The sequence below is a fragment of the Pseudomonas sp. 43A genome (assembly GCF_013363935.1).
Taxonomy (GTDB): Bacteria; Pseudomonadota; Gammaproteobacteria; order Pseudomonadales; family Pseudomonadaceae; genus Aquipseudomonas; species Aquipseudomonas crudilactis.
The window spans coordinates 5318682-5331784 of record NZ_CP054880.1; the positions used below are offsets into that span (position 1 = coordinate 5318682).

A 13103-nucleotide genomic window follows, 5' to 3' on the forward strand; every position below is an offset into this window, starting at 1 on the left:
GGCTTAGATCATTTCCTCGCCACCTTTGCCACCAAGTACGATTTCGCCGGCTTCGGCCATACGACGGGCAATGGTGAGGATTTCTTTCTGTGCGGTTTCGACGTCGCTGACGCGCACCGGGCCTTTGGCCTCGAGGTCGTCGCGCAACAGTTCGGCAGCACGTTTGGACATGTTCTTGAAGATCTTTTCTTTGACGCCTTCGTCCGACCCCTTGAGGGCCAGCACCAGCACGTCGGAAGACACTTCGCGCAGCAACGCCTGAATACCACGGTCGTCGACATCGGCGAGGTTGTTGAACACGAACATGAGGTCTTCGATCTGACCGGACAGGTCTTCGTCGACTTCGCGGATCGAGTCCATGAGCTGGCCTTCGATCGAGCTGTCGAGGAAGTTCATGATGTCGGCCGCACGCTTGATGCCACCCAGGGTGGTGCGCGAGGCATTCGAGTTGCCGGAGAACTGCTTCTCGAGAATCTGGTTGAGCTCTTTCAGTGCCGCTGGCTGCACGGTGTTCAACGACGAGACGCGCAGGATGATGTCCAGACGCACCTTGTGATCGAAGTTGCCGAGCACTTCACCGGCCTGATCCGGGTCGAGGTACGCGACCACGATCGCCTGAATCTGTGGGTGTTCGTAACGGATCACGTCGGCAACGGCGCGCGGTTCCATCCATTTCAGGCTGTCGAGGCCACTGGTGTTGCCACCGAGCAGGATGCGGTCGATCAAGCCGTTGGCCTTGTCTTCGCCCAATGCCTGGGTGAGCATTTTGCGCACGTAGTCGTCGGAACCGACGCCGAGGCTGGTCTGGTCGCCGACGATGTCGACGAACTCGCTCATGACCTGCTCGACCTGTTCGCGATGGACGTTGCCCATCTGCGCCATGGCCACGCCAACCCGCTGAACCTCTTTCGGGCCCATGTGGCGCAGCACTTGCGCGGCATCGGTCGAACCCAGGGACAGCAGCAGAATCGCGGCTTTGTCGACCTTGGTCAGTTTTAAGGTTGCGGCTCGGTTATCACTCATCTGCGTTAATCCACTCTTTCACGACCTGAGCCACGCGACCCGGATCCTCGGCCACCAGGCTCTTGATTGCATTCAGTTGCGCGTCATAACCCTCACTCGGGCTCGGCAACAGAATGCTCTGCGGACCACCGAGGCTTACGCGGTCGTTGGAAAGTTCGCCGTCCAGGCCACCCATCCCGCCGAGTTCCACGTCGCTGCCCAGACCGGCCAGCTCCTTGCCTTTGCCGCCGCCGGTGATGTTGTTGAGCACCGGACGCAGCACACCAAACACCAGCACCAGGATGAACAACACACCCAGCACTTGTTTGACGATGTCCCAGAACCATGGCTGGGAGTAGAACGGAATATCGGCAATCACTTCGCCGCGCTCGGCGGAGAACGGCATGTTGATCACGCTGACACTGTCGCCACGGCTGGCGTCGAAACCGACGGCGTCCTGGACCAGACGGGTGAAGCGCGCCAATTCGTCGGCGCTCCACGGCGCACGGCTGGTTTCGCCGTTGGCCGCGTTGACCTTGACCTGATCGTCGACCACCACCGACACCGACAGGCGATTGAGGCGACCCTGCTGCTGTTTGGTGTGGCTGATGGAACGGTCGAGTTCGAAGTTCTTGGTCGATTGCTGACGCTTGTCGGCCGGGTACGGCGCGAGCATCGGCTGGCCGGTGGCCGGGTCCATGATCTGCTGACCGTTGGCGTCAACCAGTGGCTGACCAGGCTGCACCATGGCGGCCGGCGCTGCGGTGCCACCGGTGGTTTGCGGCGCCGAAGCAGGCGATGGCGGCTGGTTGCTCAGGGCACCCGGCACACCTTGCGGGCCATTGCTGGCGGTGCGCTGCTCGTTGACCGACTGCTCGCTGCGCAACGCCGGTTGATCCGGGTTGAACTGCTCGGCAGTCGACTCGACGGCGTTGAAATCGATATCGGCCGAGACTTCTGCCTTGTAGCGATCGTTGCCCAGTACCGGCTGCAGAATGTTGTGCACGCGCTGGGTGAGCATGCTTTCCATGCGGCGGCTGTAATCGAACTGCTTGCCGGCCATGGTCATTTCGGAGTTTTCCGCCTGATCAGAGAGCAAAGTGCCCTTCTGGTCGACGACGGTGATCTGCGATTTGCTCAGCTCGGGAACGGAAGTCGCCACCAGGTTGATGATCGCAATCACCTGACCCGGCTCCAGCGAACGACCGCTGTACAGTTCAACCAGAACCGAAGCACTTGGCTTGCGCTCATCACGGACGAACACCGAACTCTTCGGAATCGCCAGATGCACGCGGGCACCCTTGACGTTGTTCAGGCTGGAAATGGTCCGCGCCAGTTCACCTTCGAGGCCGCGACGATAACGCGTGGCTTCCATGAACTGGCTGGTGCCCAGACCCTGTTCCTTGTCGAGGATTTCGAAACCGATATTGCCGTCGCTGGGAGTGACACCAGCAGCAGCGAGTTTCATCCGCGCACGGGACAGGTCATCGGCCTTGACCAGCAAGGCGCCGGAATTCGGTTCGACGTTGTAAGGAATGTCGGCGGCGGCCAGGGTGTCCATGACCTGTTTGGCGTCCATGCCGGCAAGGCTGCCGTACAACGGACGGTAATCCGGCTGCTGCGACCACAGCACCACGGCAAAGCCAATCGCCACGCTCGCAGCCAGGCCGACCAACAGGCCCACCTGACGCAGCATGGTCATCTCGGAGAGGTTTTCCAGGAAGGACAGGCCGAACAACGGCGGTTTGCCGTCTATCGGGGTGGCCTTGGCCGGAACGTTATCGGCGACTGCTTCTGCCATGACTCAATCTCGTCCTTAAACCGGCATCTGCATGATGTCTTGATAAGCCTGAACCAGCTTGTTGCGCACCTGGGTCAGAGCCTGGAACGACACGCTGGCTTTTTGCGAAGCGACCATCACGTCCGTCAGATCGACGCCGCTCTTGCCCACTTCGAATGCGTTGGCCAACTGAGTCGACGCGGTCTGGGTATCGCTGACCTTGTTGATCGCCTGACCGAGCATGTCGGAAAAGCTGCTACCCGCCAGTTCAGGGACAGCGGTCGTCGATTTCGGTGCAGACATGGCGTCCAATTTCATGGCCTTCATGTCCATCATCAACCGATTAAATTCAATACCTTGGCTCATGGTCTACTCTCTTGGGCGGCCCGCAATTTTTTGACACTCACTCGGCGGGTACACAGGTATTAGCAACAAGGGTGCCAGCTCATGGGCACCCCTTTCAGAAAAGCGTTTTCAAATCGTTGCGCCAGACGTCAGGTGGCAAACAGATAACCTTCGACGTCCATCCCGGCATCGCGCATTTGCGCCAGTTTGTAGCGCAGGGTGCGTGGGCTGATGCCGAGCTTTTCCGCGGCTTCCTTGCGGCGGCCACGTTCGGCACGCAGGGTGTCGATGATCATCTGAAACTCCCGGCGGCGCAGGTCGTCGCCCAGGGCGCCAGCCGAATCCGCTTCGATTTCCACCTCGCGAAGCACCGCTGACACCGGCGCGGCGACAGGCATCGCGGTGTACGTCACGGGACCGGCCAGACAGAAATCCTGCGGCTGAATCAAACCGCCCTGCTGCAGGATCAGCGCACGCTGAATGGCGTTATCCAGCTCACGCACATTGCCCGGCCACGGGTAAGCGGTCAGGCACGCTTGCGCGTCAGGCGAGAGTTTCGCCGCCGCATGCTTCATTTTATTGACGTGTTTGGCCAACAACCTTTCGGCCAGCGGCAGGATATCGGCAGTGCGCTCGCGAAGTGGACGCCAGGCCAAGGGGAAAACCGACAAACGGTAAAAAAGGTCTTCACGGAAACGCCCCGCCGCTACTTCGCCCGCCAGATCGCGGTTGGTGGTGGCGACCACGCGAATATCCAGAGCGATTGGCTTGCGCGCGCCCACCCGCTCGACTTCACGCTCCTGCAGCACGCGAAGCAATTTGGCTTGCAGGCCCAGAGGCATTTCGGAGATTTCGTCGAGCAGCAGCGTGCCGCCGTCGGCCTGTTCGAACTTGCCGGCCTGCGCGGCAATGGCGCCGGTGAACGAACCCTTCTCATGCCCAAACAACGTGGCTTCGAGCATGTTGTCCGGGATCGCCGCGCAGTTGATCGCAATGAACGGCTGGCTGGCGCGATGGGATTGCTGATGAATGTAGCGCGCCAGCACCTCTTTACCGGTACCGGATTCGCCGGAGATCAGCACCGTGGAATCACTGCGCGCCACGCGTGCGGCCAACTCGAGCAGTTGCGCGCTCGCCGGCTCGACCGCTATCGGGCCTTCGCTTTCGCTCGCGCCAATATTGCCCAGCGCATGCCGCGCGACCAGGTCCAGCAAGGCTTTAGGTTCGAAAGGTTTGACCAGATAGTCCGCTGCACCTTGACGCATCGCATCGACGGCGCGCTCAACGGCGCCATGGGCAGTCATCAGCAACACCGGCAACTGCGGCTGACGGGCGCGCAACAATGAGAGCAATTGATGACCGTCCATGCCAGGCATATTGACGTCGCTGACCACCAGGCTGAACGCCTCGCGCGCGACTGCCGTCAACGCCTCCTCAGCGCTACCGACCGCATGATAGTCATGGCCGGCCAGCAGCAACGTATCGGCCAGCGCTTCGCGCAACGAACGGTCATCCTCGACCAGCAAAACCTTGATGCCCATGGCGTTTACTCAGCTCCCTGTGCAGCGGAAAACAGCGGCAGGATCACCTGCGCGCACGTGCCGCGGCCGACCCGCGAACGCAGCAGCAATTGTCCCTGATGCGCCCGTGCCACCGCCTTGACCACGGTCAGGCCGAGGCCGGTACCGGTGACTTTGGTGGTAAAAAACGGTTCGCCGAGCCGCGCCAGAACGGCCGGTTCGATGCCGCTGCCACTGTCGCTGATGCACATGCGCAAGCTGTTGTCGCGGGTGTAGCAATGCACTTTCAGGCGCACGTCTGCGGCACTGGCCTGAATCGCATTTTCGATCAAATTCAAAAGTGCACCGACCAGCGTATCGCGATTGCACAACAGCTCCCCGGCATGACTGTCGCACTGCCAGCGGATTGGCAGATCCTGCACATGGGTCAGCGCCGCCGCCTGCAAGGCCTGCATCAAGGCATTCGGAGTGAGACGATCAGTCAACGGCAATTCACCGCGAGCGAACACCAGCATGTCGCGCACCTGGTGCTCCAATTCGTGCAGACGCTCTTTCAGCCGCCCGGCGAAACGCTGCTGCGTGGCGACCGGCAGCTCCTGCTCAGTCAAATGACTGGCGTAGAGCAAGGCGGCAGACAGCGGCGTGCGGATCTGATGCGCGAGCGAGGCGACCATGCGCCCCAACGAGGACAAACGCTCATGGCGCGCCAGTTGATCTTGCAGATGGCGGGTTTCTGTCAGGTCGTTGAGCAGCACCAATTGCCCCGGCTCGGCATCCAGCGAGCGGGTGGCAATCGACAGGCGTCGACCGTTCTTCAGGGAAATTTCATGACCGTCGTCTTCACGCGGGGCAAAGCAGCGCGCAATCACCTGGCGCCACAACTCGCCCTCAAGCGGCAGGCCGAGCAACTCGATAGCGGCCGGATTGGCTTCGCGCACCATGCCGTGACCGTCAATGACGATGACGCCACCAGGCAACAGGTCGAGGAGGTTTTGCAGACGGTTGGCCAGACGCTCTTTTTCCGCCAGCTCCTGCATGCGCTGGGCGCTGACCACAGCCAGTTCGCCCTTGAGCTCGGTGACCCGCGCTTCAAGCATGCTGTAGGAGTCCGTCAGTTGACTGGACATTTGGCTGAACAGCGCGAAGGCCTGCTCAAGACCCTGTCGGCTCGCCTGTTCTACGGAGGACGGCTGCCCCTCGGGACTGGAGGCAGAAGACATCTGGGCTTGGGGCATTAGCTTTCTCGCTTGGCTGACCGTCAGTTAAACGGAACGTTGCGAGGGCTGTAGCAATACCCGTGCCTAAAAAAAACTGCTTATAAATGAAGCAGTTGAAAAACAGGCGTCAATCATCCGCCTGTTCGTCTCCATCGCGCCGGCTCATGCCGTATTTGCGCATCTTTTCAACCAGGGTGGTACGGCGGATACGCAAGCGCTCAGCGGCACGCGCCACGATGCCGTTGGCATCATCCAGTGCCTGCTGGATCAAGCCCTGCTCCAGACCACCGAGGTAGTCTTTCAGGTCGAGACCTTCCGGCGGCAGCATGGCGTTGGCGGTGAAGTCCGGCGTGTGGCCATTGATCGCCACGCGCTCTTCAAGATCGCTGCGCAGGCTGTCGACCATTTGCTCGTCTTCGTCGTCGACGTAGCGGAATTTCTTCGGCAACTCGACCACGCCGATCACGCCGTACGGGTGCATGATCGCCATGCGCTCGACCAGGTTGGCCAGCTCGCGAACGTTGCCCGGCCAGCCGTGACGGCACAGCGACATGATCGCCGCCGAGTTGAAGCGGATCGAACCGCGCTTCTCGTGCTCCATGCGCGAGATCAGCTCGTTCATCAACAACGGAATGTCTTCGACACGCTCACGCAGCGGCGCCATCTCGATCGGGAACACGTTCAGGCGATAGTAAAGGTCTTCGCGGAAGGTGCCGATCTCGATCATGCTTTCGAGATTCTTGTGCGTCGCCGCGATGATGCGTACGTCAACGCTCTGAGTCTTGTTGCTGCCCACGCGCTCGAAGGTGCGTTCCTGCAAGACGCGCAGCAGCTTGACCTGCATCGGCAGCGGCATGTCGCCGATTTCGTCGAGGAACAGCGTACCGCCGTTGGCCAGTTCGAAACGGCCGGCACGGCTGGTGATTGCGCCGGTGAAGGCGCCCTTCTCGTGGCCGAACAATTCGCTTTCGAGCAGCTCTGCCGGGATCGCCCCGCAATTGACCGGCACAAATGGCGCATCGCGACGTTTGGAATGGTAATGCAGGTTGCGCGCGACCACTTCCTTGCCGGTGCCGGACTCACCGAGGATCAGCACGCTGGCGTCGGTATCGGCGACTTGCTGCATCATCTGGCGCACGTGCTGGATCGCACGGCTGGTGCCGACAAGACTGCGGAACAGATTGGGTTCGCGATGACGACCGCGCTCGCGGGCCTGGTCATACATCTCGCGATAGACCTGGGCACGGTGCAGCGAATCGAGCAATTTGCTGTAGCTGGGAGGCATTTCGAGGGTCGAAAGCACTCGGCGACGCTGGTCTTCAGGCAGGTCAACGGAAGAATTATCGCCCATCAACAAAACCGGAAGGAACTCATCCCAGGTTGAGAGTGTCTTTAGCAAGCCCAAAAGCGCGCCAGGAGCATTAACCGTCCCGATCAGTACGCAAATGACCTCACGACTAGACGACAAAGAGCCGACTGCCTGCTGCCAGTCATGGCTGCCGCAGGGTAAATTTTCTTCGCCAAGAAAATTTAGAATCACCGCCAGGTCGCGGCGGCGGACGCTATCGTCATCGATCAGCAGAATTTTGGTTTCACGCCACATGCAATAGCAACTTCCCTAGTCAACTCAATGCCCGAAATTAGGGGCAAGCGAGACGCTTGCAGGACACCATGTGCCTGTAGACGCCTGAAATCTGAAAACAGCCACTAGTTAAGTCAAAAAACCGTGCACAGTCAAATTTATGGCGCACATGTCTGGATTAACTGGGGGTTAATTAACCAAACAGATGGTAAACCTTTGCCGCCTTCTGCGCTTGGGTGATCTGCGACATCTCGTTGGCTATTGCCTGCCGCTCACCCATGGCCACCTCAAGAAGCTCCTTGTAGACATGCAGCAACTCCTCAAGGTTGTCGCGCAACGCGACTTCATCCAGCGCAGCTTCGGCCATGACGTCTTCCATGCAGGAACGGCAAGCCAGATCCAGCTCGCCAATGGCTTCCCAGTTGCGCTCGGCCAACGCAGTGACCAATGCTTCACGGGTATCGGCGATTCGCTGCAATACAAGACTCATGACGATCTCCTTAAAACTGCGGGCCAGGTGGAGCGATGCCGTCCCAACCTTCCTTCACGGTTCGCAACAGACCGGCCACTTCGTCGAGGATCTTCGGATCACTCTTGATGTTGGCCTCGGCCAGTCGCTTCATCATGTAGATGTAGAGCTGGTTGAGCTCAGCCACCGACTCGGCGCTGTTTTCCAGATCCAGACCTTCACACAAGCCGCCAATGATGCCAACAGCCTTGCTGATAGCCGTGCACTTGGCAGCAATATCCTTGCGCTCAATGGCGCCCTTGGCCTCGGCGATACGCCCCAGACCACCTTCCATCAACATTTGCACCAGACGGTGCGGGCTCGCTTCGGACGTCTGTGCGTGTGCGCCGACTTTCTGGTATTGCCGAAGGGCTAACATCGGATTCATGTTCTACCTCATTGCCACATTGACTCGTATAACCAGTGTATCGCCAACGAATCAGAGAACTTTAGATCAAAAGACAAAAACCCGGCACACGCCGATAAAGCGTAGCCGGGTTTTTGTCGTGCCTGCCTGTTACTTCGCGGACTGCTGAGCGTTCAGCGAGCTGAAGAACGACGTGATGTTGCTCGCCGTCGCCTTCATCTGGCCTACCAGCAAGTCCATGGCGTTGTACTTGGCAGTCAACGTCTTGGTCAGGTTCTCGACACGCAGGTCGAGTGCCGCTTGCTGGTCGGTCAGGTTTCTGGTGTTTTTAGTGAGAATGGCCATGCGCTGATCAAGCAAGCCGGTGCCGTTAATGCTACCCGCTGGCGGCTTGAGATACGGATCAACCACCTTGCTCATACGCGTCAGCAGGCCATTGGTGTCGTCGGTGCCGGTGAACAACTGCTGAACCTGGCCGGTCATGCCTGGCTGCGCCATGGTTTTGGTGAAAGCAGCGGTATCAAACTTCAGGTTACCGGTGTCACGGTCAGTCATCACACCCAACTGCGACAGCACCGACAACGGGCCGCCAGCGCCTGTTGCCGTCAACTGCTCACGAATATCGGCAATCAGTGCGCGCGGCATCGCGTCGCCAGTGAAAGCCGCCTGCACAGTCAGCTTGCCATCGGCATCCGCCGTCGCCTTGGACAGCGTATCGATGGTGGTCTTCAACGTGTTGTAAGCGTCGACGAACGACTGAATCGATGTCTGCAGACCTTTGGTGTTGGCGTCCACGCTGACCACAGTCGGCGTCCCAACGCTACCCACGACAGGGCTGACCGTCGTCAGGTTCAGGGTCAAGCCACTGATTGCACCGGTCACCGTGTTGCTTTTGCTGGTGACTTCAAGGCCGTCGATGGTCAGCTTGGCGTTTCCCGCAACGTCGTTGACAGCGCCTGAAGCGCCTGCAGCCGGGCTAGCGCCCATCTTCTGGGTGCCATCGATTTCCAGACCGGCAATACCGCTGACTTTGAGGTCAGAGCCTTCGCCGGTCTTGCTCGAACTGATCACCAGGCGCGACGAGCCGGAGCTGTCGGTCACGATGTTGGCGGAAATCCCGTTGGCGCCCTGAGCCTTGTTGATGGCGTCGCGGGTGGTTTGCAACGTGGCATTTGCCGGAATGTCGACATTGTAATCAGTGCCATTCTGACTGATTTTCAGGGTACCACTCGGAATGGCACTGGCGGCACCGCCGGCGAAAGAGGCGCTGGCGATTTTCGAGCCAGTGGCCAATTGACTGACAACAACGTTGTAATTGCCCGCCACTGCAGTGCTGTCGGACGTCGCGCTCAGATTGGTATTGCTCGAAGTCGCGGTGAAGCCGGAAAATGCAGGATTGGTCTTGCTGCCCAGATTGGTCATCGCCGTCTGGAACGCGGTCAACGCGCTCTTCAGCGAGCCGACGCCGGAAATCTTCAGCGTGTTGGCTTTGGTCGCGGTGTCGATCTGCGTCTGCTTCGGCGCCTTGTCAGCGTTGACCAACGCAGTGACGATCGCACCGATGTCCAGGCCGGAACCCAGTCCGGAACCCGGTAGAATTGGACTTGCCATGTGCATCTCCCTTCAGATTGTTGCCATTCTTTTGACCGTTACACGCGTCCTGAGAACAGACAAACATTATTCATGCCAGCTATCAGACTTTGGCGTCGAACAATACGTGGCTTGCGTTGGCCAGGCTGTCTGCCAGCTTGAGAGCTTCTGCGGAGGGAATCTGTCGAACGACCTCACCCGTCTCGCTTGCGATCACCTTGACGATGACCTTCCCGGAATGCTCGTCGATCGAGAACTCCAGATTGCGCTTGATCGATTGAACAAACTTCTCGATCTCCTGCACCGCCAGCTTCAACTTGGCGTTGTCCGAATCCTGACTCTTGGCAGCGACCGGCGCTTCAGCCTTGACAACTTTAGGCGTCTCTGACGGTTTGTCAGCGACCGGCGTGACTGGCTTGGGAGCCGGATAAGACTGGTTAAGCTTGACGCTCATGTCCATGCTCATCACCTCCTAACGTAAAAAGGCGAGAGAGCACGACAAGCGCACTCCCCCGCCCAAACTTGTTCCGAAATTACTGAAGCAGCTTCAGTACAGCGGAAGGCAGTTGGTTGGCTTGAGCCAGAACGGAGGTCGAAGCCTGCTGCAGAGTTTGCTGCTTGGTCAGGTTAGCAGTTTCTGCGGCGAAGTCGGTGTCTTGTACACGACCCTGTGCAGCGGTGGTGTTCTCAACGATGTTCTGCAGGTTGGAGATGGTGCTGGTCAGACGGTTTTGCGAAGCACCCAGGCTCGAACGAGTGCTGTTGATCGTTGCAATTGCAGCGTCGATCGCGGTGATTGCGTTGTCGATGTTGGCAGCAGCGCCCGATACGCTTGCACCGGTCAGAACTACAGTACCGCTACCTACGGACAGGCTGACGGCGTCGAACTTGGAGCTCAGTACCAGGTCGATGTGGTTAGCCGAACCGGTGTTTGCGCCCACTTGCAGGGTCACAGTACCAGCCGAACCGTCCAGCAGGTTTTTGCCGTTCAGGTTGGTGGAAGCAGAGATACGGGTCAGTTCGTCCGACATCTGGGCGAATTCGTCGTTGGTTGCTTTCTGGTCGATGCTGCCGTTGGTACCGGTACGGGCTTTAACAGCCAGTTCACGCATACGCTGCAGAATGTCGGTCGAAGCTTGCAGAGCGCCTTCAGCGGTCTGAGCAACGGAGATACCGTCGTTGGCGTTCTGGATCGCCTGGTTGCCACCACGGATCTGGGAAGTCATACGGGTAGCGATCTGCAGGCCAGCGGCGTCGTCTTTAGCGCTGTTGATTTTCAGGCCGGAAGACAGGCGCTGCATCGAAGTCGACAGAGCGTCGGAAGCGCGGTTCAGGTTTTTCTGAACGTTCAACGACGTGGTGTTGGTGTTTACTGTTAAAGCCATGACGAATTCCTCGTTGGTTGGGTACTGCGGCTTCCGGCCCTGGCAACCGCCGGGTATGGCCTAGAGAACCTTCGTAATAGTTATCGTCGGGTTTGCAGGTTGCTTGAGGGCTTTTTGAAAAAAATTTGCCATCACCCTGCCACTCCCAAAAAAACAAAGGCTTAGCACGCCCCCACCCACGAAAAAATGACGCCATAAAACTGCCCGCAGCATCAACCCTTGTACCAGAGCCGTCGCCCCCCTTCAGCGCTGCGCGCTTTCCAGCAATTCAATCAGTTCATACTCGATGAAATCGGCAAGCCCCAACCAATCCTGGCGTTCCTGACACGCCAGAATGTCTGTCAGGACCTGTGTCCACGACTGCTGGAGATCCGCACGGGCGAGCGAAAACAACCGCTGCGCCTCGTCGAATACCTCGACCATGATCAGCGCCGCTTCGACATCACGTCCCAGACGAAACAAGCCGGCGCATTGCCGGCATGCGCTGATGCACGTCACCTGCACACTCATTGCACAAACTCCGGATTGAACTGCGTACCCACGATCATCGCCCCTGCCCGACTGCTGTTAAGGAAGCTGACCTCTGGATGCCGCGCGATATAACGCTCCAGCACGCACAGGTAGCCACGAAAATTCAGCTGCGTCCTGACCCGTTCGCCATTGCCGTCATGGACCCAGTGCCGCGCCTGCTCCAGGGCCGGGCCGAGGTCGCCATCGTCCCATCCGGCATGTGTCTTGTTCATCGGGAAGGCAAAGTCGGCGCCGAACAGGGTGATGCGCGTGCCGCCCATTTTCACCGCCAGGTCCACTGCAGGGTGAATTACGCTGCCGCCGGCATGCAATTCGGCCCGAGGGTGCTGCTCACGCAACGTGGCGTAGACCGGGCTGGCGGTATAGGCGCCATAGCGCTTGCCCTTCCAGGCCTTCAACACCTGCGGCGAGCTCATCGGCAGATACACCAGCGGAATGCCGTCGGACTCTTCGAAAGGCAGATGCCGAAAGCTGATGAGCTGATCGATCGTCACCACCAGATCGGGGATGATCCCGTGTTGACGCAAAGGCCGATAAGCCGTGTCGACACAAATGAACAACGGCCGCTCGGCCTGGCCGCGCACCGACGCCAGCCGTTCAAAATGACTTTCCAGGCTCGGTCCGGTGCCGATCACATAGATTTCGCGGCCAACGCAGGTGCCAAACAGTTGCGCCACGTCATCATCGGCCAGCAGCACGTCCAGACTGTCGCGCAAGCGCTGCTGAATCACCGGCGATTGCGGATCGAACTCGCGATTGTTGAAACTCAGGTGAACTTCATTGACCAGCCGATCACGAATCTTCGCGCTGAAATCATCGGCCAGGAGCATTTCGGCGGGCAGCGCAAAAAACGGCGTGTAGATATCCGCATGATCGCCGGCATACATCAGTTCCACTCTGGGGTCTTCCAGCCATTGCCGCTGGTCGAGCAACTGCAGCACCAACGCAAACAAGGCGCCGTTGAGGATATGCACGTACAACCGCTCAAGTGCGGCGCGCTCAAGCAACACCGACGGCAAGTCTCCAAGGCCGGTGCCGTAGACGTGCAACCGAGGCTTTTCCGGCAGGCTGGCCGCCTGCACCCTGGCCTCGTGGATCCGGTCGTGGCGACTGGTCAGTTGAATCCCGTCCACACTCAGCGTAGAGCCCAGGCCTTGCACCAGTTCGGCCTGAATGGCCGAAGTGTCTTCAGTCACCAATCGTGCAAACAGTGCCGGCCAGCGCCGCTGCAACACCTCGGCGTTGGCTTGGAAAAACTCGCTCATGGCGCCTCGCG

Annotated in this window: 13 protein-coding genes; all 13 read right to left on the reverse strand. The window is 59.2% G+C overall.

The window, feature by feature from the left end; genetic code table 11:
- Positions 1-3: 3 nt before the first annotated feature.
- The gene (fliG, locus tag HUW52_RS23250; RefSeq protein ID WP_016984305.1) at positions 4-1023 is read right to left on the reverse strand and encodes a flagellar motor switch protein FliG; all 1020 of its coding nucleotides are present in this window, start codon (positions 1021-1023) and stop codon (positions 4-6) included.
- Positions 1016-2803 carry a flagellar basal-body MS-ring/collar protein FliF gene (gene fliF / locus HUW52_RS23255; RefSeq protein ID WP_016984304.1) on the reverse strand — a complete coding sequence of 596 codons (1788 nt, stop codon included), beginning with the start codon at positions 2801-2803 and terminating at the stop codon, positions 1016-1018. The genes fliG and fliF overlap by 8 nt, the downstream gene beginning before the upstream one ends.
- Positions 2804-2818: 15 nt before the next feature.
- Complete coding sequence (gene fliE, locus HUW52_RS23260; protein ID WP_016984303.1) at positions 2819-3148, reverse strand: flagellar hook-basal body complex protein FliE; 330 nt, start codon at positions 3146-3148, stop codon at positions 2819-2821.
- A 128-nt stretch (positions 3149-3276) separates the two neighbouring features.
- Entirely contained in the window at positions 3277-4668 is a 1392-nt protein-coding gene (locus tag HUW52_RS23265) for a sigma-54 dependent transcriptional regulator (protein WP_016984302.1), read from the reverse strand.
- Positions 4669-4673: 5 nt separating this feature from the next.
- Entirely contained in the window at positions 4674-5867 is a 1194-nt protein-coding gene (locus HUW52_RS23270; protein WP_175555725.1) for a PAS domain-containing sensor histidine kinase, read from the reverse strand.
- 124 nt (positions 5868-5991) lie between these two features.
- Entirely contained in the window at positions 5992-7467 is a 1476-nt protein-coding gene (locus HUW52_RS23275; RefSeq protein ID WP_016984300.1) for a sigma-54 dependent transcriptional regulator, read from the reverse strand.
- A gap of 172 nt (positions 7468-7639) precedes the next feature.
- On the reverse strand, positions 7640-7936 hold the full coding sequence (locus HUW52_RS23280; RefSeq protein ID WP_016984299.1) for a hypothetical protein: 297 nt from the start codon (positions 7934-7936) through the stop codon (positions 7640-7642).
- A gap of 10 nt (positions 7937-7946) precedes the next feature.
- Complete coding sequence (gene fliS, locus HUW52_RS23285) at positions 7947-8342, reverse strand: flagellar export chaperone FliS (protein WP_016984298.1); 396 nt, start codon at positions 8340-8342, stop codon at positions 7947-7949.
- Between the two features lie 129 nt (positions 8343-8471).
- Positions 8472-9932, reverse strand: coding sequence for a flagellar filament capping protein FliD (gene fliD / locus HUW52_RS23290; protein ID WP_016984297.1), 1461 nt, complete (start codon positions 9930-9932; stop codon positions 8472-8474).
- A gap of 82 nt (positions 9933-10014) precedes the next feature.
- Positions 10015-10371, reverse strand: a complete 357-nt coding sequence (locus HUW52_RS23295) for a flagellar protein FlaG (protein WP_016984296.1) — start codon at positions 10369-10371, stop codon at positions 10015-10017.
- A gap of 73 nt (positions 10372-10444) precedes the next feature.
- A complete protein-coding gene (locus tag HUW52_RS23300) occupies positions 10445-11296 on the reverse strand; it encodes a flagellin domain-containing protein (protein ID WP_016984295.1) in 852 nt (283 codons plus the stop codon).
- Positions 11297-11539: 243 nt separating this feature from the next.
- Entirely contained in the window at positions 11540-11806 is a 267-nt protein-coding gene (locus HUW52_RS23305) for a hypothetical protein (RefSeq protein ID WP_016984294.1), read from the reverse strand.
- A complete protein-coding gene (locus tag HUW52_RS23310) occupies positions 11803-13092 on the reverse strand; it encodes a motility associated factor glycosyltransferase family protein (RefSeq protein WP_175555005.1) in 1290 nt (429 codons plus the stop codon). The genes HUW52_RS23305 and HUW52_RS23310 overlap by 4 nt, the downstream gene beginning before the upstream one ends.
- Positions 13093-13103 lie beyond the last annotated feature (11 nt).

Coding starts and splice junctions, on each gene's coding strand:
- HUW52_RS23265 (WP_016984302.1), bottom strand. CDS start 4,668: ATGGGCATCAAGGTTTTGCTGGTCGAGGATGACCGTTCGTTGCGCGAA.
- fliS (WP_016984298.1), bottom strand. CDS start 8,342: ATGAATCCGATGTTAGCCCTTCGGCAATACCAGAAAGTCGGCGCACAC.
- fliD (WP_016984297.1), bottom strand. CDS start 9,932: ATGGCAAGTCCAATTCTACCGGGTTCCGGACTGGGTTCCGGCCTGGAC.
- HUW52_RS23295 (WP_016984296.1), bottom strand. CDS start 10,371: ATGGACATGAGCGTCAAGCTTAACCAGTCTTATCCGGCTCCCAAGCCA.
- fliG (WP_016984305.1), bottom strand. CDS start 1,023: ATGAGTGATAACCGAGCCGCAACCTTAAAACTGACCAAGGTCGACAAA.
- HUW52_RS23310 (WP_175555005.1), bottom strand. CDS start 13,092: ATGAGCGAGTTTTTCCAAGCCAACGCCGAGGTGTTGCAGCGGCGCTGG.
- HUW52_RS23280 (WP_016984299.1), bottom strand. CDS start 7,936: ATGAGTCTTGTATTGCAGCGAATCGCCGATACCCGTGAAGCATTGGTC.
- fliE (WP_016984303.1), bottom strand. CDS start 3,148: ATGAGCCAAGGTATTGAATTTAATCGGTTGATGATGGACATGAAGGCC.
- HUW52_RS23270 (WP_175555725.1), bottom strand. CDS start 5,867: ATGTCTTCTGCCTCCAGTCCCGAGGGGCAGCCGTCCTCCGTAGAACAG.
- HUW52_RS23305 (WP_016984294.1), bottom strand. CDS start 11,806: ATGAGTGTGCAGGTGACGTGCATCAGCGCATGCCGGCAATGCGCCGGC.
- HUW52_RS23275 (WP_016984300.1), bottom strand. CDS start 7,467: ATGTGGCGTGAAACCAAAATTCTGCTGATCGATGACGATAGCGTCCGC.
- fliF (WP_016984304.1), bottom strand. CDS start 2,803: ATGGCAGAAGCAGTCGCCGATAACGTTCCGGCCAAGGCCACCCCGATA.
- HUW52_RS23300 (WP_016984295.1), bottom strand. CDS start 11,296: ATGGCTTTAACAGTAAACACCAACACCACGTCGTTGAACGTTCAGAAA.